The 24,612-nt window shown below is 44.4% G+C and carries 24 protein-coding genes; 14 read left to right on the top strand and 10 right to left on the bottom strand.

The window, feature by feature from the left end:
• Positions 1–95: 95 nt before the first annotated feature.
• Positions 96–1,967: a DUF2075 domain-containing protein gene (locus RTX25_RS08065; protein WP_312652542.1), complete on the bottom strand. Its 1,872-nt coding sequence runs from the start codon at positions 1,965–1,967 to the stop codon at positions 96–98.
• A 4-nt stretch (positions 1,968–1,971) separates the two neighbouring features.
• A complete protein-coding gene (locus RTX25_RS08060) occupies positions 1,972–2,307 on the bottom strand; it encodes a nucleotide pyrophosphohydrolase (RefSeq protein ID WP_312652540.1) in 336 nt (111 codons plus the stop codon).
• A gap of 386 nt (positions 2,308–2,693) precedes the next feature.
• On the opposite strand from RTX25_RS08060, the gene RTX25_RS08055 reads away from it, so the two are divergent.
• Positions 2,694–2,903 (top strand): hypothetical protein, encoded by a 210-nt coding sequence (locus RTX25_RS08055; RefSeq protein ID WP_312652538.1) that lies wholly within the window; start codon positions 2,694–2,696, stop codon positions 2,901–2,903.
• Positions 2,904–3,110: 207 nt separating this feature from the next.
• Here RTX25_RS08055 and RTX25_RS08050 read toward each other — a convergent pair whose 3' ends face one another.
• The 5 genes from RTX25_RS08050 to RTX25_RS08030 form a co-directional block, all read right to left on the bottom strand.
• Positions 3,111–3,509: a 23S rRNA (pseudouridine(1915)-N(3))-methyltransferase RlmH gene (locus RTX25_RS08050; protein ID WP_312652536.1), complete on the bottom strand. Its 399-nt coding sequence runs from the start codon at positions 3,507–3,509 to the stop codon at positions 3,111–3,113.
• A gap of 176 nt (positions 3,510–3,685) precedes the next feature.
• Entirely contained in the window at positions 3,686–4,852 is a 1,167-nt protein-coding gene (locus RTX25_RS08045) for a M20 family metallopeptidase (protein ID WP_312652534.1), read from the bottom strand.
• Between the two features lie 46 nt (positions 4,853–4,898).
• On the bottom strand, positions 4,899–5,621 hold the full coding sequence (locus RTX25_RS08040) for an amino acid ABC transporter ATP-binding protein (protein ID WP_312652533.1): 723 nt from the start codon (positions 5,619–5,621) through the stop codon (positions 4,899–4,901).
• Positions 5,614–6,264 (bottom strand): amino acid ABC transporter permease, encoded by a 651-nt coding sequence (locus RTX25_RS08035; protein WP_312652531.1) that lies wholly within the window; start codon positions 6,262–6,264, stop codon positions 5,614–5,616. The genes RTX25_RS08040 and RTX25_RS08035 overlap by 8 nt, the downstream gene beginning before the upstream one ends.
• A gap of 78 nt (positions 6,265–6,342) precedes the next feature.
• Positions 6,343–7,227 carry a transporter substrate-binding domain-containing protein gene (locus RTX25_RS08030; RefSeq protein WP_312652529.1) on the bottom strand — a complete coding sequence of 295 codons (885 nt, stop codon included), beginning with the start codon at positions 7,225–7,227 and terminating at the stop codon, positions 6,343–6,345.
• A gap of 569 nt (positions 7,228–7,796) precedes the next feature.
• On the opposite strand from RTX25_RS08030, the gene RTX25_RS08025 reads away from it, so the two are divergent.
• The gene (locus RTX25_RS08025) at positions 7,797–8,069 is read left to right on the top strand and encodes an AbrB/MazE/SpoVT family DNA-binding domain-containing protein (protein WP_312652527.1); all 273 of its coding nucleotides are present in this window, start codon (positions 7,797–7,799) and stop codon (positions 8,067–8,069) included.
• Positions 8,059–8,325, top strand: a complete 267-nt coding sequence (locus tag RTX25_RS08020; protein WP_312652526.1) for a type II toxin-antitoxin system mRNA interferase toxin, RelE/StbE family — start codon at positions 8,059–8,061, stop codon at positions 8,323–8,325. Before RTX25_RS08025 ends, RTX25_RS08020 begins: the two co-directional genes overlap by 11 nt.
• A gap of 593 nt (positions 8,326–8,918) precedes the next feature.
• Here the strand turns inward: RTX25_RS08020 and RTX25_RS08015 are convergent.
• The 3 genes from RTX25_RS08015 to RTX25_RS08005 all read right to left on the bottom strand — a co-directional run bounded on the left by RTX25_RS08015 (position 8,919) and on the right by RTX25_RS08005 (position 12,593).
• Positions 8,919–10,034 carry a Fic family protein gene (locus RTX25_RS08015; protein ID WP_312652524.1) on the bottom strand — a complete coding sequence of 372 codons (1,116 nt, stop codon included), beginning with the start codon at positions 10,032–10,034 and terminating at the stop codon, positions 8,919–8,921.
• Positions 10,035–10,392: 358 nt separating this feature from the next.
• On the bottom strand, positions 10,393–11,592 hold the full coding sequence (locus RTX25_RS08010) for an FAD-dependent oxidoreductase (RefSeq protein ID WP_312652522.1): 1,200 nt from the start codon (positions 11,590–11,592) through the stop codon (positions 10,393–10,395).
• Positions 11,593–11,603: 11 nt separating this feature from the next.
• The gene (locus tag RTX25_RS08005; RefSeq protein WP_312652520.1) at positions 11,604–12,593 is read right to left on the bottom strand and encodes a helix-turn-helix domain-containing protein; all 990 of its coding nucleotides are present in this window, start codon (positions 12,591–12,593) and stop codon (positions 11,604–11,606) included.
• Between the two features lie 261 nt (positions 12,594–12,854).
• Between RTX25_RS08005 and hypB the strand changes: the two genes are divergently transcribed.
• From hypB to RTX25_RS07950, 11 genes are all read left to right on the top strand, one after another.
• Positions 12,855–13,517 (top strand): hydrogenase nickel incorporation protein HypB, encoded by a 663-nt coding sequence (hypB, locus tag RTX25_RS08000; protein WP_312652518.1) that lies wholly within the window; start codon positions 12,855–12,857, stop codon positions 13,515–13,517.
• A complete protein-coding gene (locus RTX25_RS07995) occupies positions 13,518–16,295 on the top strand; it encodes an FAD-dependent oxidoreductase (RefSeq protein WP_312652516.1) in 2,778 nt (925 codons plus the stop codon).
• A 10-nt stretch (positions 16,296–16,305) separates the two neighbouring features.
• Positions 16,306–16,647, top strand: a complete 342-nt coding sequence (locus tag RTX25_RS07990; RefSeq protein WP_312652514.1) for a hydrogenase maturation nickel metallochaperone HypA — start codon at positions 16,306–16,308, stop codon at positions 16,645–16,647.
• Positions 16,648–16,663: 16 nt separating this feature from the next.
• Positions 16,664–17,590: a DUF5692 family protein gene (locus tag RTX25_RS07985; RefSeq protein ID WP_312652512.1), complete on the top strand. Its 927-nt coding sequence runs from the start codon at positions 16,664–16,666 to the stop codon at positions 17,588–17,590.
• Between the two features lie 128 nt (positions 17,591–17,718).
• Entirely contained in the window at positions 17,719–18,729 is a 1,011-nt protein-coding gene (locus RTX25_RS07980) for an ABC transporter permease (protein ID WP_312652510.1), read from the top strand.
• Positions 18,707–19,627 carry an ABC transporter permease gene (locus tag RTX25_RS07975; protein WP_312652508.1) on the top strand — a complete coding sequence of 307 codons (921 nt, stop codon included), beginning with the start codon at positions 18,707–18,709 and terminating at the stop codon, positions 19,625–19,627. Before RTX25_RS07980 ends, RTX25_RS07975 begins: the two co-directional genes overlap by 23 nt.
• A gap of 83 nt (positions 19,628–19,710) precedes the next feature.
• On the top strand, positions 19,711–21,270 hold the full coding sequence (locus RTX25_RS07970; RefSeq protein ID WP_312652506.1) for an ABC transporter substrate-binding protein: 1,560 nt from the start codon (positions 19,711–19,713) through the stop codon (positions 21,268–21,270).
• Positions 21,271–21,308: 38 nt separating this feature from the next.
• A complete protein-coding gene (locus tag RTX25_RS07965) occupies positions 21,309–22,277 on the top strand; it encodes an ABC transporter ATP-binding protein (protein ID WP_312652605.1) in 969 nt (322 codons plus the stop codon).
• Complete coding sequence (locus RTX25_RS07960) at positions 22,274–23,011, top strand: dipeptide/oligopeptide/nickel ABC transporter ATP-binding protein (RefSeq protein WP_312652504.1); 738 nt, start codon at positions 22,274–22,276, stop codon at positions 23,009–23,011. The genes RTX25_RS07965 and RTX25_RS07960 overlap by 4 nt, the downstream gene beginning before the upstream one ends.
• A 41-nt stretch (positions 23,012–23,052) precedes the next feature.
• Positions 23,053–23,505, top strand: coding sequence for a MarR family transcriptional regulator (locus RTX25_RS07955; protein WP_312652502.1), 453 nt, complete (start codon positions 23,053–23,055; stop codon positions 23,503–23,505).
• Positions 23,502–24,521 (top strand): aromatic acid exporter family protein, encoded by a 1,020-nt coding sequence (locus RTX25_RS07950; RefSeq protein WP_312652500.1) that lies wholly within the window; start codon positions 23,502–23,504, stop codon positions 24,519–24,521. The genes RTX25_RS07955 and RTX25_RS07950 overlap by 4 nt, the downstream gene beginning before the upstream one ends.
• The last annotated feature ends 91 nt before the right edge of the window (positions 24,522–24,612 follow it).

Genomic DNA, 24,612 nt, shown 5'->3' with positions numbered 1-24,612 from the left:
GATTCATTCTATAATACAGGACATTCGAAAGGGTTATCTGAAGTATTTGCTTCAGATAACCCTTTGTTACTATATATTCACAAGTGTGATAATCATCATAAGTTACCTTGATTCATCAACAATCTTGATTCAAAATAATCTCGAAGGTTCTGATCCTGACAAAACACATAACATCCTTTCATTCCTCTACTTAATAGAACGCGGTAAATGTTTTTGATGTAGTTTGTTAGTTCGTCAGGTTTAGCTTTGAGGCCTTTTTTACCGGCTGCATCTTTATAGTTATCATAACTGCCGTGGACTTCCATGGATACAGGATCATATTTCAGATCATTTCCAATGATTACGCCTATATAGTCAAACTCTAAACCTTGAGACGTATGTATACAACCGATCTGATCAGCTTTATCAGGATCAACAGCCCATGAATATGAATTATTTCGACTGTTCCATGGCATGGAAAAGTTATATTCATCAATAATAATGTCATGGATCTCCGCATTTGAATTTCCTTCTTTTTCTGATGTCCAGTTCCATGCGTACCCTGCAAGCATTCTTGCTTTGAATCCTTGTTCATTTTTATGGTCAATAAGTTCCTTGAGGTGGTTAGGATCATCAACTAATTTAAATTCGAATGTCTTTTGGTCCCACCCGTCAAAATTAGCGGTATCAGAAAGTCCTAAAGTATGTTCAATCCAGTTCAGAAATCCTTCTGCACCTGCACATCTGAACTGAGCAATCAGATCGATTTTTATAACTTCAGAATTATAATTGCTAGCTATTTCCATAATCTTTTCTACGGTACCTTCATCATTAGGTCTGATTCTCTGGAAATCATCTACAAAGAAAACATTGCGTTTGGAAGAACGTATAACATCGTCAACTTGGCTTTCGCCTTTATACATATAGGTGCCTTTACCTTTGAGCCTGTGGGCTTCATCTACAATAAGCATATCAAATTCATCATCAAGCGCATCGTAGAATCTACCTGACCCGGAAAAAATTGCGTTCAGTCTTTTCTTTGTATATTTTCTTTCACCACTAAGTGATGTAATGAGCGCTTCTTTGAATGAAGCGTTTGGTGCGACAAACTGAATATTCATATCCTCATTTAACAATCTTACAAATGCATTCATTGCTACTACTGATTTTCCAGTACCTGGTCCGCCATTAATAATGATCGTCTTCTTGCTATCGCCATTCATTGCATGTTCAATGATATTGGCATAAGCAACTTGCTGTTCATCAAGTAATGTATAAACCTGATTTCCTTGAAACATGCTGGTAATATACTCAACGAATTTTTTAGAAGGTTTTATTTTACCGTTCTCTATCTGATAAAGTATTTCCTTGCCTCTACCTTTTCCCACGTACTTCTTCATAAAGGCTTCCAGCCTGTTTACGTCTCTGGAAAAGAATATAGGTGTATCTTCAATGATCTCTGAGTATTGAGGACTTAATAGAGGCTCAGGTTCACGAATGTTATAGTTATGAAGGTAAGCACAGGAATACGACTGGATATTCTTAGTATAAACAGCCTCATTCATATCGGTAATGTATTTCTTATAGGAATATGCCTGATATGATGGATGTGGAACATCTCTAATTGCGCCACCAAGGAAGGTTGCCACCAGTTCTTCCTTTTCTGTAGATTGAGCACTTTCCCATTGCTTTAGTTCAATAATTACGAAATTAGCTTCATCCTTATCATTGTGACCTGTAACAATGAAGTCAATCCTTTTACTTGTTGAAGGAATATTATATTCTACCAGTACTCCACAATCACCGGGAAGTTCAGCTTTTCTTAAAGCGGTCTCCATAAAACGAAGTGAATTATTCCAGGATCTCTTTTCGTTATTATTGACCTTACGACCAAACTTTTCGTTAAACCCTTTTTCTATATCAGAGACGATGGCATTATTATCAACAGCATTTTTAAAACCCTGCACATCACTTTTGTAGATAATCATAATATCACCTCAACTCTGTATATTTTTTACTGTTACCATAAGCTTTATCTTTTTGATATTTTTCCTCATTCATCTTGAGTTTCTCTTCAATGATGCTGGTAATATCAACATCCAGCTTGTCTGCCAGGAGTACACAGTAAATTAACACATCAGCCAGTTCTTCCTTCATGTTATCAATATTAACCTTATTTTCTAAATCTGTCCCTGACCATTGAAAAGTTTCAAGCAGTTCTGCAGCTTCAATGCTAATAGAGATTGCCAGGTCTTTAGGATTATGAAACTGGTTCCAGTTTCTATCATCTCTAAACTTAATTATTTTATCTACTAAATGCTGATCCATATGTCCTCCAATACAAGTGTATTTTTCTAACTATTCTTATTATAACTTTATTTTCGAGTATATGAATAAATATATGAAATTTGGGTATAATAACTTTATGTGATTCTTCATATTTGCACACAAAATAGCACCTCTGTAAGAGATGCTACAATCTAATTTCAACCTATCTGAAAAGAATAAGAATTAATTTATCAGATAATAAGAGTAGAAAAACAAAATAGATAGAAGTGTTGTAAATCAGAACAAACTAAAATTACGTCATAGTAAGCGCTTTAAGAATGAATTGAGTGGCAGATACTAGTATGATTTAAAATCTATATTGTTATTTCTTTAAAATGTCATATTTGATATAATAAATATAAAATACAACGATAAGGAGAAAGAAGATGGCTAAAGCACCAAGTAAGTGTCCAATGTGTGACGAGAAAATTAAATGGGAAAAAGTTGACGCACAGAAAAAAGGTTTTAGTGTTGGCAAGGCGGCTTTGGGTGGAGTTTTATTAGGTCCAGTGGGATTAATTGGTGGTGCATTGGGAAAGAAAATGGAAAATTATTATTGTGGGAGTTGTGTGTTTTCACATGAGTATCGTGGATAATTAATTCGAACTATTAGAGATCTTCAAATAAAATAGGTTTATTGAGAATGATTAAGTGTCCTTAGCAATGATCCTAAAATGATATTTTCGCTCTGTTCCTATTCTATAGACGCAAAAAGGAGACTATTCATTTTCAAGCTTTAAGTTTGATTAGATAGGTAATATCTTGATGGATTCGTCTCCATAGCTAATAGCAACCTGACGCCGTTACTTATGGTACGGTTCACTGTACCATATCCTAAATGCTCTATAAATCTGCTCAAGCATACTGACAACTGAAAGCTCATCGGACAAAGTTAAACTGGACAAACTCAAAGTATCATCAGAATCAAATTTCATATTTATGACAAATGCAATTTTTGAATGACCGCTAAGTGATAGGCTTTGGAGCGTTTCTGAGAACGAAACAGAATCCAGAGCCTTTCCTTTAACATGAACTCGATAAGTGTAGAAAGATGAAACAAGTGGTGGGATTTCAGTGATATTCTCCACTGCTTCAATACTTAGGTTACAATACCTGCCTAGACGTTTGCTGTATTCTTTTATGGCTCCCAAATAGTAATCTGGAATATCCTTTTTTTGATGAACTATGAGCAGTGTAACCAAATCCTCACCTCCGAAAATGTTATTCTCATCATATCATGATATTTTAGAGATGTGGAGAGGATGAACCTTACCCTAAGAAAGCTGTATTCAAAAAAATAGCCACTATAGTCAGATTTCAACTTCTGACTGTAGTGGCTGACATCATTTAAAATATAATTGATATCATAAACTTTCTTTTAGACTTCCTTACTCTCCAGAAATTCTTTCTTGATGGCGCTTAGTAGCTCCTCATTCGTCAGAAGATCAAATCCTGTATAGGCTAGCGCTTTGATTCCACGAATGAGTGCTTCATGCCCTTTATCAGTAATGGTGGCATCTGCAAAATCCGCACTATGGGAAATGGCATCCGGTGCACCGAATCCCAGGTAGGGATGTATTGCAGGAACCTTATAGCTCACATTACCCATATCGATGGATCCTGAACCTCCTTCAGGGGAGAAGATAGTTGTTTCTCCTGCTTCAAGAAGGTTCTTTGAGAAGGTATCCGATAGAGCCTCATTGGTCTTCATATTGTCATAGGAGATCTCATAGTTTGAGATGGTGAGCGTTGCTCCTGTCATTAATGATGCGCCTTCAGCGATATGCTTAACCTTTTCCACTATAGTATCCAGAACTTCCCTAGTTGCTGCACGAATATAGAACTGAGCAGTGGCATCTTCAGGAACAATGTTTGCCGCAAGGCCTCCTTCGGGGATGATGCCATGAATCCTGACATCAGGTGTCACATGCTGCCTCAAAGCATTGATTCCGTTGAAAAGCTGAATAACTGCGTCTAGAGCGTTGATTCCCTTCTCCGGCTGAGCTGCAGCATGACTTGCCTTTCCCTTATAGGAGAACTGAAGGGCATCCATTGCTAGTGATTTTCCGCTCTTCACGGAGTGCTGACCAGGATGAAGAATCATCGCAGCATCCACGGAATCAAACAGTCCCTGTTTTGCGATTTCCACTTTAGCGCCATCGGTTTCCTCTGCTGGTGTGCCGAAGACACTGATTTTGCCACCGGTTTCTGAAATCACCTTGCTTAATGAGACTCCAGCTCCTGCCCCCATGGTTCCGATCATATTATGACCGCATCCATGACCGACACCCGGAAGAGCATCGTACTCACATAGGAACGCTATATGCGTACCTGGAAGTCCACTGTCATATACTGCATGAAAAGCAGTGGCTTTACCTACAATGCCCATCTCAATTTCAAAACCGTTCTTCTTCAGAAACTCAGTGAGCTTCTCCACTGCCAGAAACTCCTCGTTGCCAAGCTCCGGATGGGCATAGATATAGTCGCTGATTGAAATGAGCTCATCTTTCATGGCATCAATATGGTCACTTATCCTCTTCTTCATACGCTTCTCCTTATGGTCTTAATTCTTATTCTCTGCTGTTTCCATTCTATAACACTTTGGACAGGAAATCCTTGGTCCTCGGATGTTTCGGATGATTAAAGATCTCACTTGGCGTATTTTCCTCCACTATGAGCCCGTCATCCATAAACAGCACTCGATCTGCAATTTCTCTGGCAAAGCCCATCTCATGGGTGACCACAATCATGGTCATGCCATCTTCTGCAAGCTTCTTCATGACATCCAGAACCTCACCTACCATCTCAGGGTCTAGGGCTGACGTGGGCTCATCAAAGAGCATGACATCCGGAGACATGGCAAGTGCCCTTGCAATGGCGATTCTCTGCTTCTGTCCGCCTGAAAGCTTTGATGGATAGCTTGAAATCTTGTCCTCAAGTCCGATGCGTTTAAGAAGTCTGTCTGCAATGACCTTGGCATCTCCTTGAGAAAGACCCTTAAGCTTTCTTGGTCCGATGGTGATGTTCTCAAGGACCGAAAGGTGAGGGAATAGGTTGAACTGCTGAAACACCATGCCCATTTTCTGGCGGATGAGATCGATGTCCACTTTCTTGTCCATGAGAGAGATTCCTTCAAAGGTGATGTTTCCGCCTGTAGGTTCCTCAAGGAGGTTGAGGCATCGAAGGAATGTGCTCTTTCCGGAACCGCTGGGTCCGATGATGACCACGACTTCTCCCTTTTTGATGGTGAGATCCACACCTTTGAGCACTTCGAGTTTTCCGAAGCTTTTCTTTAAATCACTGACATTAATCACTGGTCTGCATCCTCCTTTCAAATAGTCCAAGAATCTTCGAGAGTCCGAAGGTCATGATGAAGTAGAGAAGGGCGGCGATCATGAGCGGCTCAAACACCTTGAAGGTGTTTCCTCTCACCGTGTCGGCATTATACATGAGATCATGGATACCGATGATGGATACGATGGAGGATTCCTTGATGATGGTGATGAACTCATTCCCGAGGGCGGGCAGGATGGTCTTCACCGCCTGGGGGATGATGATGTATCTCATGGCCATACTCTTCTTCATGCCGATGGAACGGGCAGCTTCCAGCTGACCCTTGTCCACGGACTGGATTCCAGCCCTTACGATCTCGGAGATATACGCCGCGCTGTTTATGGAGAGAGCGACGATACCTGCCGTAAAATCGGGCAGCATGATGCCGATATAGGGAAGTCCGTAATAGATGACATAGAGCTGAAGAAGAAGAGGCGTGCCTCTTATGAATTCCACATAGGCAGAGCCCAGGAATTTAAGCGGTTTATTACTGCTTAATCTCAGAAACGCCAGAATCAGGCCGAAGACCGACCCAAGGATCACGGTGAAAAAGGCGAGAATCAGCGTATATTTCATTCCGTTAAGAAAGAAGTTCTGATATTTGGGGATGAAGCTGAAGTCCATGAAATACCTCCTAGTATCGTATAAAGAATGATTTAAAAAAGGGAAAAGTCAGGGGTTAGCCTGACTTCCCTTAAAGGTTTAGTTTTCCTGCTGCTCTTCTGCAAGAAGGGTAGCATCGGCTACGAATTTGTCCACAAGATTCTCATCCAGAAGTCTTGTCAGTGTCTTGTTTACCGCTTCAAGATAGTCTCCGCTGTCTTTCTTCAGGGCAATGGCTGTTCCATTGTCTTCCATCTCTATAGGAATCTCTGTGATGAAGAGCCCTGGATTTGCAACAACACCGCTCTTGGCTACAGGATACTCGATGATGGCGGAGTCGATTCTTCCACTGTTAAGGGACAGGATAAGATCTGTGATCTTACCAAGGGCTACTGGTGAGGCACCTGGAAACTGTTCGCTTGCGATGGTTTCCTGGATGGCACCCTTCTGTACGCCGATCTTCTTGCCCTTAAGGCTGTCAGCAGAAGTAAGCACATCCTTGTCCTCAGCTCTTACGACCACTGTCTGGAGGGACTGGTAGTAGATCTGTGAGAAGTCCACGTTCTCCGCTCTCTCAGGTGTAGGGGACATTCCTGCGATGACGATGTCGATGTTTCCCTGGTCAAGCGCTGCAAGGAGTCCGTCAAATTTCATGTCCTTGATCACAAGCTCTACGCCCAGATCTTTTGCAATTTCTTTTCCGATCTCAATGTCGAAACCCACAATCTCATCTTTTCCATTGATTGATGCATGGAATTCATAAGGCGGGTAATCGGCACTGGTACCAAGAACCAGCGTACCTTTTTCCTTGATTTTCTCAAGTGGTGTCTGCTCCTTTACCTCAGGCGCAGCCAGAGGTGCTGAAGCGACAGCTTCCGGTGAACCTTCTGATGCGGCTTCTTTGGATGCGCAGGCGGCAAAGGACAGAAGTGAGGTAAGTGCCATGGTCAGTATGAGTGCTTTCTTTAATCCTGTTTTTTTCATTTGTGTTTCCTCCCAATCGGTTAATATTTCATAATAATACAAGAAGTTACATAAATATGCAATAGCTTAATTCAGAATTAATCCATATTTGTGGGGAGATTATCTGAGTTTAATTCGTTTACATCATATAATAGCCCATGAATACACGGTTTTAATAAGAGTTTTGTAACATTATGATGAATATAAAATTATGATAATCGTGAATAGCTGTTAGTATGCATGCTTAATGATGCATAAATATTCATTTGTTTGAGAAATTAATTACTGTTTGAAGCATTTATTTGGAATCTGTTACCGGAATCGGTAAGATATTAAGGAAAAGAAGATTTGTTCAAGAAATATGCATGTTATTATGGATAGTTGTGGTGTCGAAAATCCATTTTTTAAAGAAAGAACGATCCTGGATTAACTAATAAAGCATAAGAAACAAAGTGGGTTTTGTGATGAAAATATTACTCCTGCAGTAGTGAAGAATGAAACTGGATTTACCGCTGATATAAAATTGTATTCAAATATAAAATAGTCTATAATATAATCAGAAAGTAAGAAAATCTGAAAGGAGGATTGCTATGTTAATTGAAATGCGTGGAAGATCACAAATAACTATCCCTTCTGAGATAGTTAAAAATCTTGGAATAAAAGAAGGAGATAAGTTTGAAGTAATTGAGAAGGATGGAGGTATATTTTTATGTCCAGTAGTGGTTTATCCTAAAAAGGAAATAGTCCGTATTGCTAAACTTATTAAGGAAACAGATGTTGAGTATAAAAGTGGTGGATTAAAATCCTATGATGACGTAGATAAAATGTTTATGGATATGGGAATCAACCTAGATGAAGTTTAAAATTGTTCTCACAAAAACATTTGTAAAAAGTTTAAAAAAACTAACTAAAATAGAACAAAAACAAGTGGCATCTACATTGAAATTGTTACAAGTAAATCCACACTACCCTTCTTTACGAACTAAGAAAATTAAAGGATTTCAAGATTTATTTGAGTGTAGCGTAAATATGGATATAAGGATACTTTGGAAGTATGAAGGAGCGGATATAATAATAGCATTAGATATTGGACATCATTCTATTGTGGATAAATTATGATTTTTAAGTCCGTTTGTAAGGAAAGACCTTGTCATCGAAAGTGTTTTAAGCAATGCCAATTTACATGCCTAAGTTAAGTGATTTAATAAATGATGACAATTCAAGATTCTTGAAGATGAGATTGATTCCTAGTGGGTAAGTACAGATTTCAAGCTTTGTTCTGTATCTTTCAATACTAACTAAATCAATAATAGTATCATTTGTGCATTTAAATTTTGGTTCAACATAATTCACCTCCCAGTATAATATGAAATAATTGTACAATTCCTGTTCCTTATTCGTTCGTTATTTAGTTCCGTATTTGGTTATTGCTGCAAACTATTAATGATTGTTCACGGAAGAATAGTGCTGGGTAGTCAAATTTTCGTGACAGCACTGACACTGATCGCATTGAATAATCTCTTTTAAGGAACAGGAAAGAGTGCCAGATATTAGTAAATATAGATATTATATCAATATCAGAAAACAGAACACCATAGAAAGCTGATGCTTTTCATGGTGTTCTTTAAGGAATTCCTGGATTGATCCACAGGAGGTATGCTCACGTAGTTCTTATGGCATTAGTTGTATGACTGAAGTGGTCTCCTGAATGATTAATCTGTAAAACCAATATCTGTCGGTGTCAGATTTTTATATTTTTCCGTCAGTGAATATGACGTAATACGGACATTTACATAATTTGGAGATAAAATACCCCGATCTACCCAACTGCTGCACCACTTTGTAATCGCTCTTGGTGTGACATCGAAAATTGACGCAAGATCCTTGGTTTGAATTCTATCGAGCTTCTTTTCAAGCACATATCTCATCATCTTTTTATCCTTTTTATTTAAGTGGCTTAACTCGAGCTTATTTTCTTCATTTTTCGTTGCCTCTTCTGCCTGAGTCGTGATATTTTCTGCATTAAGCCTCATGATTCGAATAAAGTACTCTATCCAGTTTTCCAGATGAGGCGGATTATTTCTTCCATCATAGTAAAGTACGGGAAGCCCCATCTGCAGATTCTTATAGTACCCATCCAGATTGCTTGCATAAAATTCTTCCATTGAATTAAAACCTTTAAAATCATAACCACCCAGCATCAGCACATATGTGGCTAATGCTCTGCATGTTCTTCCATTCCCGTCTTCGAAAGGGTGAATGGTTACAAGCTGATAAGCGGTAATCGCGGCTTTTATTGGTACAGGCAAATCATTCTCCCAGCTGTACCATGCGACCAGCTCATCCAAAAGAGGCTTAATATCTGCTGCTTCCGGGGGGATATATTCAGTAGTCCTTGTTACACTGTCATAGACTGCAATGAGTACACCAGGATGAGTTTCCTGTCTGAACCCTATTATTTTCTTTCTCATGTCTTTACGTTCGATAATTCCATGTAGTTCTAAAACAAATTGAATATTAATCGGCCGGTTTTCTGCTCTGCATTTCTCAAGAAAGGATAACGCATCCCAGTAGTTGATGACTTCTCTTTCGGCATCTATTTTCGTTTTTTTTCCTTTTTCGGTAATTACCCGCTCGACCTGATCATAAGATAGAACATTACCCTCAATACTCGTAGAAAAATGTGTTTTTTTCATTTTGGCTTTGTACAGCATCTCCTGTCTGGTCCTTGTGGGTAAGTACAGATATTCCAGTTTTGTTCTGTATCTTTCAATATTAACTAAATCAATAACTATATCATTAGTGTATTTAAATATAGGTTCAAACATACTTCACCTCCCAGTATGATGTGAAGTAATTGTACCATACCTGTTCCTTAATTCATACTTATTAGTTCCTTATTAGTTCGCTATTTAGTTCCTTATTCGAGTGTTTCTTAAAACTAAATTGCTGCTTGCTCACATAAGTAAAGTGATGAGCGGTCTAAATGTCATGATGAATATTGAAACTGATAGCGTTGAATTATTCGTTTTAAAGAACAGCAAAGAGTACCGACAAATCTAAGAAATACAGATACTTAAGTTATATCAAAAACGAACACCTATTGAAAAGCCTAGGTGCCTTTCAATAGGTGTGATTTTTTTATGCTCAATAAAATCCAATGTGATTCTTATTTACCTGAGCGAATCAAGGGAAAGTAGTCCCGATGAATTCTTTCACTGCAACGTAAAGGTGGGAAATGGAAGGCTTGGAAACAAGAGAACCGATCAGGCAGATGCTGCTTTCTTTCTGGTGCTCAGTGAGTGCCCAGTAGAAATCCTCCGTAAGATTACCGGACTTCAGATGAGGGAATATATACCACTGCCTCGCTGTGATAAGGTGCTTAACGCTGATGCCTGACTTTCTTATGTCCTCAGTGATCTGGTTGACTAAAGGTGCATCTCCTGTCCCGTAGGCATAGGCGACAAGAATGGTTTTATCTTTCTCCTTGTAGGTATGGAAGAACTGGATGCATTCTTTTTTTCCAAGGTTTGCCTTGTAGTAGGTGGTCACGATATTTCTGTTCTCCACCTCGTAGGCGCAGGTGATATAAGGGTTGGTATCAATCTTTTTCATGAGCTCGTTATAGAGACTGTCTTTAATGACATCATTTGGAAGCTTTGTTGTGATCAGCACCTTGTCATAGACTGATGAGTCAAAGTCCGTATCGATTCTTACCTTTTCCCCTTGAGACTCGATGTTTCTCACGACAACGGAATACCGGATGTCGGAGATGTTTCTGCTCAGCTTTCTGATGATCTCCGACATGCCCTCATCGACAAAAAGGAGCTTGTCTCCTTTGATGAACGAGTAGATGGTCTTAACGTCGAAGACATTCAGAGCGTAGTATGCCTGAATCTCGTCAATGGAACCGAACCCGTAGGAAGACAGATGCGGCGCGATGACCTGACCGATGGTATTCAGGTTGTGCTTCATAAGGAACTCGCTGAGCGGAATCATAAGATCTGTGATTTTACCGTAATTATGGCTCTTTTCCGTACAGGAGTAAGCCTTGATGAGCCCTTCAAGCCTTGGCAGCTCCTCCATGAGGCTCAGGATCTCCTCATGGGAAAGATGCTCAACCTTTCTGAAGTCTTCATCCAGAAAGTTTCTGTAGGTGAAGCGCTCAGAATAGGAAATATCAAGCTCCAGTAAAAGCTCCTTGATGTGCTGACTGAAGCAGATGACCGTTCCAAGCTCAACAACAAGGTCTCTGTTTAGAAGCGTCCTGCAGTGTCCGCCAAGGACTGCTTCCTTCTCGTAGACAGTGACCTCTATTCCTTTTTTCTTCAGAAGATAGGCGGAAAGCATGCCGGAAAAACCGGCACCGATTATGGCAACGTGCATATTGTCACTCCTTAATATTCTCGGTCGATATAGGCCCATAGAGGCAGAATCATGCTGCTTCCCGTAGCCTTGCTGTGATACTCAAGAGGTGATGCGAGAATCTCTCCATAGTATGTTCTGTGTCTTAAGTTGTAGCTTCTTATGCTTCTCTGGAGAATAAGCCTGATTTCGCTGAAAGGAAGCTCCTTATGGAGATGGGGAATGATACAGGCGAGAGCATGAAGTGCATACTCTTTTTTCAGCTGATCGATTTCTGTGCTCAGCTCCTCGCTTTTCAGAAAATACACCATAGGGTCAAAACCGCTGGATTGAAGAATCTTATGTACGCTGCCTAGAAATGCGCTTCTGTTTCTGCAGGGCAGGCTGCCATCTTCAAGAAAGCAGAGATACCTCGTGTTGAATCCGAGGCTTTGCGCAACGGGAAGAGCGGCTGCCGTCAGAAGATCCTCAAAGCAGTCCATGGAAAGCTCCTCATAGATTCTTGAACAGGCGACTCTGCTCTTATAGTCGAAGATGGTATAAGCGTAGGTCTTTTCTGATTCCTTGAGTCCGCCATAGACCGTGATCCAGAAGAACCAGCATTCGCCGCATCCTGAAGTCTGAAAGTCCGGAGTATCTCCTAAAGGACTGGGAAGCTTCTTTCTGGAAAACTTCACCCTCTTCTCCTTTGTGGAAAGATCGAGTCTTTTCATGATGTTGTAGACACAGGACTCGCTGATGTCGTGTCCGATTTCCTCCAGCAGGTATTTGATTTCTCTTGGGCCGAAGGAGGGATAGCTTCTGATGAGGGTGACCACTCGCTCGGTCACTTCATCAGGGGCTCTGTTGACCGGAACAGAAGTACGGCGACCTGAATCAAGACCTTCCATGCCAAGGCTCTCATACTTCTTCAGCCAGCGGTAATAAAGCGTTCTTGAAATGTCATGCTTCTCGCATGTTCTCGTGACGCCGTATTTCTGACCTTCTGAAATAATTGTAAGCTTTGCCTGTCTGTCCATCATCAGTCTCCCTCCATCCCAATAAATTTCAAAGATTAACAAAACTTTAACATAGATCTCATTTATATACAACGGATAGAAGAAAATTTTACTTTGCTTATGTGTTTACACTTTAATAAAAAAATAACAATCCCTGAGTCTTTTACTCACCTGTAAACACCTGGGTAAAGTAAATAATTGCGGAATCAAGGCAAATCCCCTCTATTGTTGACCCGGTGCCTCATTGCTATAATCAAGGCAAATCAATGATTGAGGTGGATTAAGATGAATGAACTTAAAGTGTTTTCCATAAAGAAAAACATACATGAAGACAACAAGAAGACTGCGGACGAAACAAGAGTGGAACTGAGAGAAAAAAATGCGTTCATGATCAATGTGATGTCCTCGCCAGGCAGCGGAAAGACCACGACCCTTGTGAGCACCATCCATGCGCTGAAAAGCGAGATGAATATCGGTGTGATTGAGGCGGATGTGGATTCCGATGTGGATGCAAGAACCGTTCAGGAAGCGGGTGCAAAGGCGGTGCAGATGCATACGGGAGGACTGTGTCACATCGATGCCACCATGGCAAGGACAGGCATCGACGAGCTTGAAGTGTCGGATGTGGATCTTGTATTTCTGGAGAACATCGGCAATCTCATCTGCCCGGTAGGCTATGACACAGGTGCCATGAAGAACATTGCGATCCTCAGCGTACCCGAAGGGGACGACAAGCCTTTGAAGTATCCCATGATCTTTGCGAAGGTGGATGCACTCCTCATCAGCAAGATCGATGTCATGCCGTATTTCGACTTCAATATGAGTCTCTTGGAGGAAAGAGTGAGAAAGCTCAATAGCGATATTAAGATCTTCCCCATCTCTGCAAAGACCGGGGAAGGCATGGATGTATGGACAGCTTGGATAAAGAAAGAAATGGGAAGGGGTTAAATGATGACTAAAAAACTGGAAAAGACAAGTTTCAACAGATCGAAGAACTTCAACTTTGCGCTGAACTGGGCAGATGTTGACGGAAGAGCCTACAGACAGGAGGTTCTTGATCTTGCCAACAAGATCGGAAGAACAAAAGCCGGTTCCAGCCGTGAGGCGATTCCATTCGGTCCGGAGTACTATGCCCTTGAGTCACTGGTTACGCCTTTTCAGGCAAAGGTTGCCCTTCATGTGGAGTTTCGAAAGAAAAGAAATGCAACGGAGATAGCGGCGGCCTGCGGAGAACCTCTTGATGAGGTCAAGGAAGCTCTGAAGCACCTTGCATGGACCGGGATCACCTTCTGGAACACCGTTGACGGTGTGGATGTCTACTGGCATGACATCTTCGTGCCCGGGCATCTTGAGATGATCAATAACAACAGGGAACTGGTTGAAATGCATCCTGAAGTGGCGGAAGCCTTCTACTACTTCGGCAGCAAGAAAGGACCCATGGCTGCAGGGATTATGCCCATAGGCGGAGGGCCCATGAGGGTTCTGCCCATCGAGCGTGCCATCGACGGAAACTCGAAGAAGGCAAGTTATGAAGAAGTCACGAAGCACCTCAATGAATCCCATATCTTCTCCGTATCGGACTGTTCCTGCAGAACCTCCCGTGAGTCCATGGGTGAAGGCTGCGGACACCTCAAAGAAGAGATGTGTGTTCAGCTTGGCCATGCTGCCGAGTACTACATCAAGACAGGAAGAGGAAGAGAAATCACAAGAGAAGAAGCCTTTGAGATCATCAGAAAGGCTGAAGACAACGGTCTTATGCACTCTATCCCGAACCTGGATACACCAGGTCATACCCATGCCATCTGCAACTGCTGCGGATGCGGATGCTATGCCATGAGACTGGCCAACGAATACCTCAATAACGACATCGTAAGATCGAACTACAGATCCGTCGTGGATGAGAGCAAGTGCGTTGCCTGCGGAGAATGTGTGGATGTCTGTCCCACAAATGCCATAAGACTTGGCCAGAAGCTCTGCTCGAAGTCTCCCATCGATGAGACGCTGACTAAAGTGACACCTAGAAACACCGAGTGGAAAGAGGACAAATGGAACAGCGACTACAGAGTAAACCGTAAAAATACTCTGGATTCAGGAACAGCGCCATGCATCACCAAGTGTCCTGCCCATATTCCGGTGCAGGGCTACATCAAGCTTGCATCCCAGGGCAAGTACACCGAAGCTCTGGAGCTCATCAAAAAGCACAATCCGCTTCCTGCCGTCTGCGGCAGAATCTGTCCAAGGCTCTGCGAAGAGGACTGTACCCGCGGAGGCTATGATGAAGCTGTTGCGGTGGACGACATCAAGAAGTTCATTGCGGAAAAGGATATGGCGTCGGAAACCCGGTTCATTCCGACGAAAAGGCATGACTACAGCGACAAGAAAATCGCCATCATCGGATCAGGTCCTTCGGGGCTCACCTGCGCATATGATCTTGCACTTGATGGATACAATGTTACCGTCTTTGAGAAGGAGAAAAGGCTCGGCGGTATGCTGACTCTTGGTATTCCTTCCTACCGTCTGGAAAAGAATGTGCTGGATGCCGAAATCGATGTGATCCGTGAAATGGGCGTGAAGTTTGAAACCGGCGTTGAAATCGGTAAGGATGTCAGCCTGGAAGATTTAAGAAGAAAAGGATTCAATGCCTTCTATGTGGCCATCGGTGCAAGCAGCGGCCGCGGACTTGGGATTGAAGGAGAAAATGCATCTGAGGTCATGCATGGCGTGGACTTCCTGAAGAAGACGAACCTTCAGGAAAACACAGGTGTCAGTGGGAAAGTCGTTGTCATCGGTGGAGGAAACGTAGCCATCGATGTGGCCAGAAGCTCCATAAGACTCGAGGGTGTAAACAAAGTGGATCTCTACTGCCTGGAGTCGAGGGAGACCATGCCTGCCCATGAAGAAGAAGTTTCCGAAGCTCTGTCTGAAGACATTGCCGTAAACAACTCCTGGGGACCGGTAAGGATCCTTCATGAAAACGGAAAAGTTTCCGGTGTGGAGTTTAAGAGATGCATCTCCACCTTCGATGCAGAAGGAAGATTCAGTCCGCAGTTTGACGAGAACGACAGAAAGGTTGTGCCATGCGACTATGTTCTTCTCTCTGTAGGACAGACATTCGACTACGGTGATCTCTTCAAGGGCGAGGGTGTGGAGCTTACTCCAAGAAACACCGTTAAGGTCGACCGCGTGACGCTTCAGTCATCAAAGTCCGATATTTTTGCCGGCGGAGACGTCGCCAGCGGACCAAAGCTTGCCATAGATGCCATTGCGGCAGGAAAGGAAGCTGCAGTATCCATCCACAGATTTGTTCAGAAAGGGCAGTCACTGGTATTCGGAAGAGATACCCAGTCCTATCTGATGCTGGATAAAGATGCGCTCATGGAGATCGTGGACTATGACGGCACGGTCCGTCAGAGAACCATGCATGTGGACGGCAGGATTTCAAAATCCACCTTCAAGGACCTGAGAGGTGTCCTCACGGAGGAACAGATCAAAAAGGAGACCGCAAGATGCCTTGGCTGCGGAGCGAGCAAGGTGGACGAGTATCTCTGCGTAGGCTGCGGTGCCTGTACCCTCAGATGCAGATTCGGTGCCATAAAGCTTGAGAGAGTGCATGATGTCATAGGTTTTGAACTGGACAAGCTGCCCAAGACCGTCATGAAGAATGCGATTACCCGTAAGGCGAAGATCACACTGAACAGAATCAATCCGTTCAGCGAAACAAGATAGGGGTGAAAGTATGCATGAACTTGGCATTGTCTATGAAGTGATCAGGGTTGTGGACAGCTTCGCTTTGGAAAACCGCCTGACCAAGGTGGATAAGATCGTTCTTGAAATCGGGCAGCTCTCCCAGGCCATTCCAAGATTCATCGAGGAGTGCTATCCGGCGGCTGTCAGCGAAACGGACTATGAGGACACGAAGCTTGAAATTGTAACACTCCCTGCAGAAGGCGCCTGCAATAAATGCAAAACGGTGTACAACATTGTGGAGCACAGAAGAATCTGCCCATCCTGCGGATCGGATGACTATCATCTGATCTCCGGCCAGGAATTCAGTATCAAAGAAATTGTAGCTTATTAGGAAAGGGGATAATATTATGGGTTTTTTATATGAAGGACTGAATGCCTCAAGCTTTTTTGCGCTCATCGCATTCATCGCCGCATTTCTGTTTCTGAACGAAATCACAAGACGGTCAAAGATCGTATCGATCATCATGTTCTGTGTGCTCCCGCTCGTTCTTGTCGTAGGGATCTTTTTCGGACCTCTCGGCTCGCCGACAGGAAGAACCTGGTTCGGCTGGGTGAAGGTCGTATCCGCCCTTATCGGGGTATACGGATTCATGCTCATCCGTTTCACAAAGCTTGGAGAGAAGAAGTTTGCAGCCTATTTCCCTGCAGCGATTCTTTCCATCAACATCGCTGAAGCGGTCTACAGAGAGCTTCAGGTTTTCGCCACCTACAAGACTCTCACAGTGGATGCCGGAGGCATCACGGTCATGGGCGGAACCTGGAATATCTTAAACGCCATTGCAGGTATCCTCACCATTCTGACCCTCACGGGCTTTGTGGGCATCAGAGTATCAAAGGACAAGTCAAGGGATATGATCTGGCCGGACATGACCTGGATGTATGTCATCGGGTACACCCTCTGGAACTACGCCTATGTCTACAACTGCATTTCCACAAGATCCCTTTATGCGGGCTTCGGTATTCTCATTGCGGCGGTCATCGCCGAGTATGCCTTCAAGCGCGGAGCATGGCTTCAGCATAGAGCACAGATCCTGTCCCTTTATGCCATGTTCTCCCTGTCGGTGGATTTCCAGACGGCATCCTACTTCAAGGTTCTGCCGACCTACACCGAAGGCGGACTCATGACCTTAAGCGCAGTTTCATTTGTCTTCAATGTAGGGGTATTCGCCTATATGCTCTACACCATGTACAAGAAGAAAGTGAATCCTGTCACGCAGGAAATCTATGTCCATACCACATCCTACAAGAAAACACTGACCGCCAACAGCCTATAAGAATAAGTGTGACTAAAAGGCAAGGATAGCATATATTCCTTGCCTTTATTCCGGGCTTTTTGCAGGGATCCGTATTTACGGATAGACACACACGTGCCCCGGGTGGGTCCCAAGGAAGGAGAAGAAAAGTGAAGAGGAGAAAAATATCCCGTTTGAATCATACTGCACAAAAGCTGCTGGAGCTTGTCTTCACTCTTTTTGTGCTCTCTGTCATGGTCTTTGGCATGTCGAGACTGGCCAAGGGGGATCCCCTTGTCGCTTACTATGGCATGGGTACCGAACGGATGAGCACCATGGAGAAGGAGAAGGCAAGAGAAAGGCTTGGACTGGATGATCCTGTCTACGTTCAGTACGGACTGTGGGCGGGTAATGCCCTTAGGGGGGATCTGGGGATCTCCTACAAATACAAGATTCCCGTGACGGAGGTGATCTCCTTTGCGCTGCCCGGTTCCCTGTATCTTGGCGGCCTGGGGTTTCTTCTGATCTTTTTCACTGCACTTCCCCTTGGCGCGGCATGCGCGATGAAGGAAGGCTCCCTTCTGGACAGGATCATCCTGAAATCCGGAGTCATTGCCGGGAGCATACCCGTATTCTGGTCCTCCCTCGTGCTCATTCTCGTCTTCAGCGTCTTTCTCGGGGTTCTTCCGGCGGGCGGAGATGCTCCCCATGGCGCGAACCCTTCTTTTATGGCACGCATCCCGTATCTTGTTCTGCCCATATTTGCGCTCCTTATCAGCCACCTCTGGTACTTCGGATATCTCGCAAGAAACCTTTACCTTGGGGAAATGGAAAAGGAGTATATGCTGATGCACAGGATAAGAGGGATGAAAAGAGGGAAAATCCTCCTGAAGCATGGTACACGGAATATCTTTCCGGCGTATCTCACCCTCATGACCAATTCCCTTCCGCATCTTATAGGTGCCACCTATGTCATAGAGGAGGTTTTCGCCTTTCCGGGTATTGGACGCCTGGCTTTTGAAAGCGCAAAATATCATGACTATAATCTTCTTCTTGTCATCGCCATGATCACAGGAACGTTTGTGATTGTCATGAATATGCTTCTGGAGACACTCTGTGTGCTCATCAGTCCGGCCATGGCCGGAGAAAGGAGAAACCATGGAAGAGAAAGAGCTCTTTAGTCATGTGGATGAGATCGGACAGGAAAGGCTGAAGGGGATACTTAAAAGCCTCCCGGTGGAGACTCTTGCGAAGGAGACCGAGACCTCCCGCGTAAGAAAGATCCATCCCCAGTACGTCATCCTCATACTTTTTGTGATATTTACGCTTTCTGCAGAGCTGATTTTTCCGGGAGATCCCGCCTATATGGCGCTTTCCGAGAAAAATATTGCTCCAGGCAGAAGGTTCTGGTTTGGTACCGATGCTCTGGGAAGGGACATCTTCGGGATGGTGATCCACGGGGGCAGGATATCTCTTCTTGTGGGACTTCTCTCGACACTCATCTCCACCGGAATGGGACTTATGGTGGGTTCTTTGTCTGCACTCCTTCCGGAGTTTTTCGGGAAAATGGCAGCAAGGGTTACTGAGCTTTTTCTGTCCGTTCCCTCTATCCTTCTTATGATCTTCATTCAGTCGGTCATGAAGGGGAATCCGGTTGTCTCCATCTCCCTTTCCATAGGTCTGTCCAGCTGGATGACCCTGGCGAAAATGATGCATGTGCGGATTCTTGAAATCAGAAATGAGGAGTATGTCCGACTTGCACGATATCTCGGTGGGGGATACTTCTATATGATGAGGAGGCATTATCTGCCGTCTGTTGTTCCGGTGCTCTTCTGCATGGCTTTCTCCGGATTCGGCCATGCCGTTCTGGCTGAGGCCACATTGAGTTTTCTAGGGATAGGTTTTCCTGTCGGCACGGTCACGTGGGGAGGTCTGCTCAATTTATCCGGACAGGCCCTCATGACGAAATCCTGGTGGGTGATCATCATCCCTGGAATCTTTCTTGTGACTTCGGTGTCGGCGCTTATGGAAACAGGCGAAATCATGAGAAGGAAATACGGGACCGCAAAGCATCTTTAGAGAAAGCTCAGGAAAAAGACAGGAAATCAAACATCTTTCAGTCGGTTCTGCGTAACTGTTAAATATATTTCGAGGAGAGTTTAATGATGAATATGAAAAAACTGGCAGGAGTCATAGGGGCGTCAATCCTTCTTATGAGCTTCACCGCATGTGCAGAAGATAAGGTCTCGGATCAGGAGAGACAGGATACTCTCGTCTATGGCAGCGGAGAAATCACAAGCATCAATCCTGTGCTGTATGAGCATGGGGAAATCAACGGGCTGATTTTTGGAGGCCTTATGAAATATGGTAAGGGAAATGTTCCCGAGGCTCATCTTGCGGAAACCTTCACCATAAGTGAGGATGATCTGGTGTATGATTTCTATCTCCGCAAGGGTGTCCTCTGGCATGACGGAGAAGACTTTACCGCAGACGATGTGAAATTCACCCTGGAAGCGATCATGGAGGAGGAGAACGGTTCCGAGATCGCCTCGAACTACGAAGAAATCGAAATGATTACGGCAGTCGACGATCATCATGTGAGGATTATGCTGTCCTCTCCCAATGCGGCGATGCTTGATTATCTCACCATCGGCATCGTTCCGGAACATATCCTGAAAGGAAGAAATCTTTCAACGGATGAGTTCAACCATAAACCTGTTGGTACGGGACCTTATGCCGTGTCAGACTTCTCCTTCGGAAAATCGGTGACCCTCACAGCCAATGAGGATTATTTTAGAGGAGAACCGGAAATCGGAGAGATTGTGTTCAAATTCGTCTCCGATTCCAAAACCAGAGCACTGCAGCTGAAAGCAGGTGAGCTTGACCTGGCCCTTGTTGCGCCTGAAGATGCTCTTCTTTTAGGGAAGGATGACGGATATGAGGTGGTCATGATGTCCACCGCAGACTACAGAGGGATTCTCTATAATTTCGGCAGCGGCTTCTTTGGAAAACATAGAGAGCTTCCGAACATTCTAAGCTATGGCATCCATCGGGAAGCCATAGTGGAGTCGGTCCTTCTGGGGCATGGAGAGGCGGCATATTCTCCGCTTCAGAGAAGCGCATATGTGAAGAGGGATATGGAAAAGTTCAGCTATGACCCGGAGCGCGTTGTAAGAGAACTGGAGATGAACGGCTGGGTAAAGGGCGAGGACGGAATCTATGTTAAGGGAGAAGACAGGCTCTCCTTCACCATAAACTGCATGGAAGGAGATGAGATGAGAGTCAATATGGCCCTGGCAGCTTCGCAGCAGCTGAAAGGCTTAGGCGTGGAGATGGTGGTCAATATTGCAGCGAGCATCGACTGGGAAAATCAGGAGGCGTTTCTCGTCGGCTGGGGAAGTCCTTATGATCCGGACGACCATACCTACAAGGTGTTCGGAACCGGGAAGGGAAGCAACTACAGCGGATACAGCAACCCGAAGGTGGATGAGGCGCTGACAAAGGCAAGAGAAACAGCAGACGAGGATGAAAGAAAGCACTATTACGATACCTTCCAGGAGGAGCTGACAAAGGATATGTCCTACAGCTTCATCGCCTATATTGACGCACCCTATGTGGTGTCGAAGAAAATCTCAGGCATGGATCTTGAAACGGTTCTGGGTCATCATGGGGTAGGGCTGTTCAGAAATGCTGAGGAATGGAGTCTGAGTACAGGCGAATGAACCTGTGATTTCATGGGGATGAAGGAGGCAAGAGAGTGATGAAGAATAAAGAAACAGTTGCCATAAAAGGATTATCGCTGTCTGTCCGGACTCCGGAAGGGATACAGAACCCCCTCCGGCAGGTCAGCCTGTCTGTCCATGAGGGTGAGCTTCTTGTGATTCTCGGCGAGTCGGGTGCAGGAAAATCTCTCCTTGTCAAAGCCCTCATGGGGATTCTGCCTGATGAGGTGAAAAAGACTGAAGGCGAGATCCTTTGCGATTATGAAGGAAGATCCATGTCCCTCATTCTGCAGGATCCCGGAAAACTGCTGGATCCTACCATGACTATCGGCAGTCAGATCATGGAAAGCCTCAAATATGGCGGAGTAAAGAGAAAATACAGGAAGGCTCTGGCGCTTGAGATTCTCCATGAGGTGTCCATGGATGACCCCGAAAAAAGGTTCGGGCAGTATGTCCATGAGCTCTCTGGGGGACTTGCGCAAAGAGCGGTGATGGCAGTCGAGCTTGCAGGAAAACCGAGACTCCTTCTTCTGGATGAGCCGACAAGTGCACTGGATAAAGACAGTGAAGAAAAGATCATCAGCCTGATCATGGACATGACGAGGAAAAGGAGGATGACCACCATTCTCATCACCCACAGCGTAAAGGTGGCGGAGACTGCTGCAGACAGGATAGCCGTCATGTATGCGGGAAAGATCGTTGAAGTGGGCAGGCGCGAGGAGGTTCTAAGGCGTCCGGTGCATCCCTACACCATAGCCCTTCTGAAAGCTTCTAGGCTTGTCCCTGACAAGGAGGGAAATCTTTTTCAGCTTCAAGGCATGATTCCCTCGCCAGGGGACGCCTTCCGTGGTGATCCCTTCGCTGAAAGAAACCCCGATGCTCTGGTCATAGATCATCTGGAAGAGCCTCCGCTTATGAAAGTTACGGATACCCACTATGCAGCAAGCTGGCTCCTTGATGAGCGCTACGAAAGGCACAGAGAGCGTGCCGAAAGGATTTCGATATGAAGAAGACACTGCTTAAACTTCAGAACTTCAGCTGCTTTTACAGCATACCGGGAGAAGAGGATTTTGAAGCGGTCAAAGGGGTATCTCTTCAGGTGGAAGAAGGGGAAATACTAGGTCTTGTTGGTGCCTCAGGCTCCGGGAAATCCACTCTTGCAAGAGGGGTGATGGGTATGAACTGCTCCTTCAGGGGTATTGCAAAGTACAGGGGAGAGGACATGAATACACGAGGCTGGAGAAAAAAGAGGCAGGGATGCATCCAGATGGTGTTTCAGGATTCAAAGGGCTCCTTCAATCCCGGGATGACCCTCTTCCAGTCCATGGAAGAGCCGCTCATTTTAAGTGGAGCAGGAGGCAGGGAGAAAAGGGCGGAGAAAGTCAGGGAAATCTGCAAGATGGTGGGGCTTGATCCTGAAACCGCCGGGAAGCTGCCCGGAGAATGCTCAGGCGGCCAGAGACAAAGAGCGAACATCGGGCGGGCGCTGATCGCCTCACCTGAGCTTCTCATCTGCGATGAACCCGTAGCATCTCTCGATGCTTCCATCCAGGCCCAGATCATCAATCTTCTGAAGAAAATCGCAGTGGATACAGGGATGGCCATTCTCTTCATCAGTCATGATGAAGAGCTGGTCCGGTTTTTCTGCGACAGGATCATTGTCATGGATAAAAACGGACGGATCTGCGAAAATCCGGAGAGCAGGATAAAGGATAGTGAAGAAACCCGGAAAATAAATTGAGTACAATTGAAATTAAAGGGAATTCATATTATAGTAGTAGTATGAATAAGAATAGAATCAGCTACGGCGAAGAAAACGACATCAATCTGAAGCTCCTCATATCCTTAAGCAGAGGGCTGTCAGAGATCAATAGAGATACCATGAGGAATATCAAGGAATACGGCCTTACTCCCTCCCAGTTTATGGTTCTGGAAGTCTTATATCACAAAGGAGAGATGAGAGTCTGTGATATTACAGAAAAAATACTGTCTACTGGCGGGAATATGACTGTGGTCATCTCAAATCTTCTCAAGGAAGAATATATCGAAAGAAAAAGCACCCCGGGCGACAGGAGATCCTACAGTCTTAGCCTGACGGAAAAAGGTGAAGCTGTCATCGAGGAGATCTTTCCGCGTCATCTTGAAACCATAAATGAAGCGGTAAGTAAGCTAAGTCATGAAGAGAAGCTTGAGCTCATCACGCTTCTTCGTAAGATGCAGGGGCTTCTGCCATGAAGTGGCTGAGGCGATATGTGGGATATCGGACATTAAAGACTGCAATCGGTGCAGCCATTGCCATCATCATTGCAGAATACGTAGGGCTATCCTATGCTGTTTCTGCAGGTGTCATCACCGTACTCAGCGTGCAGAGCACCAAGAGAAAATCCATTGAGATTGCCTTCAGAAGATTGGGGTCTACAACCCTTGCGCTTCTTGTTGCAGTGCTCGTGTTCAATCTTCTGGGCTACTCCGCTGTGACCTTTGGTGTCTACCTTCTCTTCTTCATTCCGGTAGCGGCAGCGTTTAATCTGCATGACGGTATCGTGCCAAGTACGGTGCTTGTGACGCATCTGCTCATTGAAGAGTCCACATCTCTTTACTGGATTCTCAACGAGTACTGGATCCTTGTAATCGGTGCTGGGGTTGCCCTCATTCTGAATATCTATATGCCCAGTGTGGAAAAAGACATCAGAGAAGCTCAGCAGAATGTTGAAAGGCTCTTTAAGGGGATCTTGAAAAGTTTTTCCAATGATATCCTCACACAGACTGTAGACCTAAATGAAGAAAAGCTCTTCACTGAACTGGACCAGGTTCTGAAATACGGCTTCGAGCGTTCCCAGAGGCTGTCCCTTAATTATCTCTCTGAAGGCTTTGTCTACTACGTGAGGTATATGGAGATGAGAATCAAGCAGTATGAAATCCTTAGGCAGATGAGAGAGCATCTAGGGAGAGTGAACCGGTATTATGAGCAGAACAGACTGGTTTCAGCCCTTACCGAGCTTGTGTCCTTCCAGTTCAATGAGCTCAATACTGCGGAGGAGCTCATAAACGATCTCAACGGCTATCTTGAGATTTTCAGGGAACAGGAACTGCCTAAGACCAGAGAGGAATTTGAAAACCGATCCTCACTGTATCAGTATGTAAGGGAACTTCAGACCCTACTTGAGATCAAAAAAGAATTTGCAGATGACCTGTCGGAGTATGACAGAAAAACCTTCTGGAATCAGAAAGATGAAGCGGATCATAAATGACCCGGCTTCATCTTTTTTTCATTGGATATTCATTTCTGTTTTGTTTGTGATTTGCAGTAATGATTTCTCGGAAGGAACATAAAGCGAAGTG

It is taken from the genome of Proteiniclasticum sp. (genome assembly GCF_032054185.1).
In the GTDB taxonomy this organism is placed as follows: domain Bacteria; phylum Bacillota; class Clostridia; order Clostridiales; family Clostridiaceae; genus Proteiniclasticum.
The sequence above is the reverse complement of the archived record's forward strand: the minus strand, read 5'-3'. Positions and strand labels throughout refer to the sequence as shown.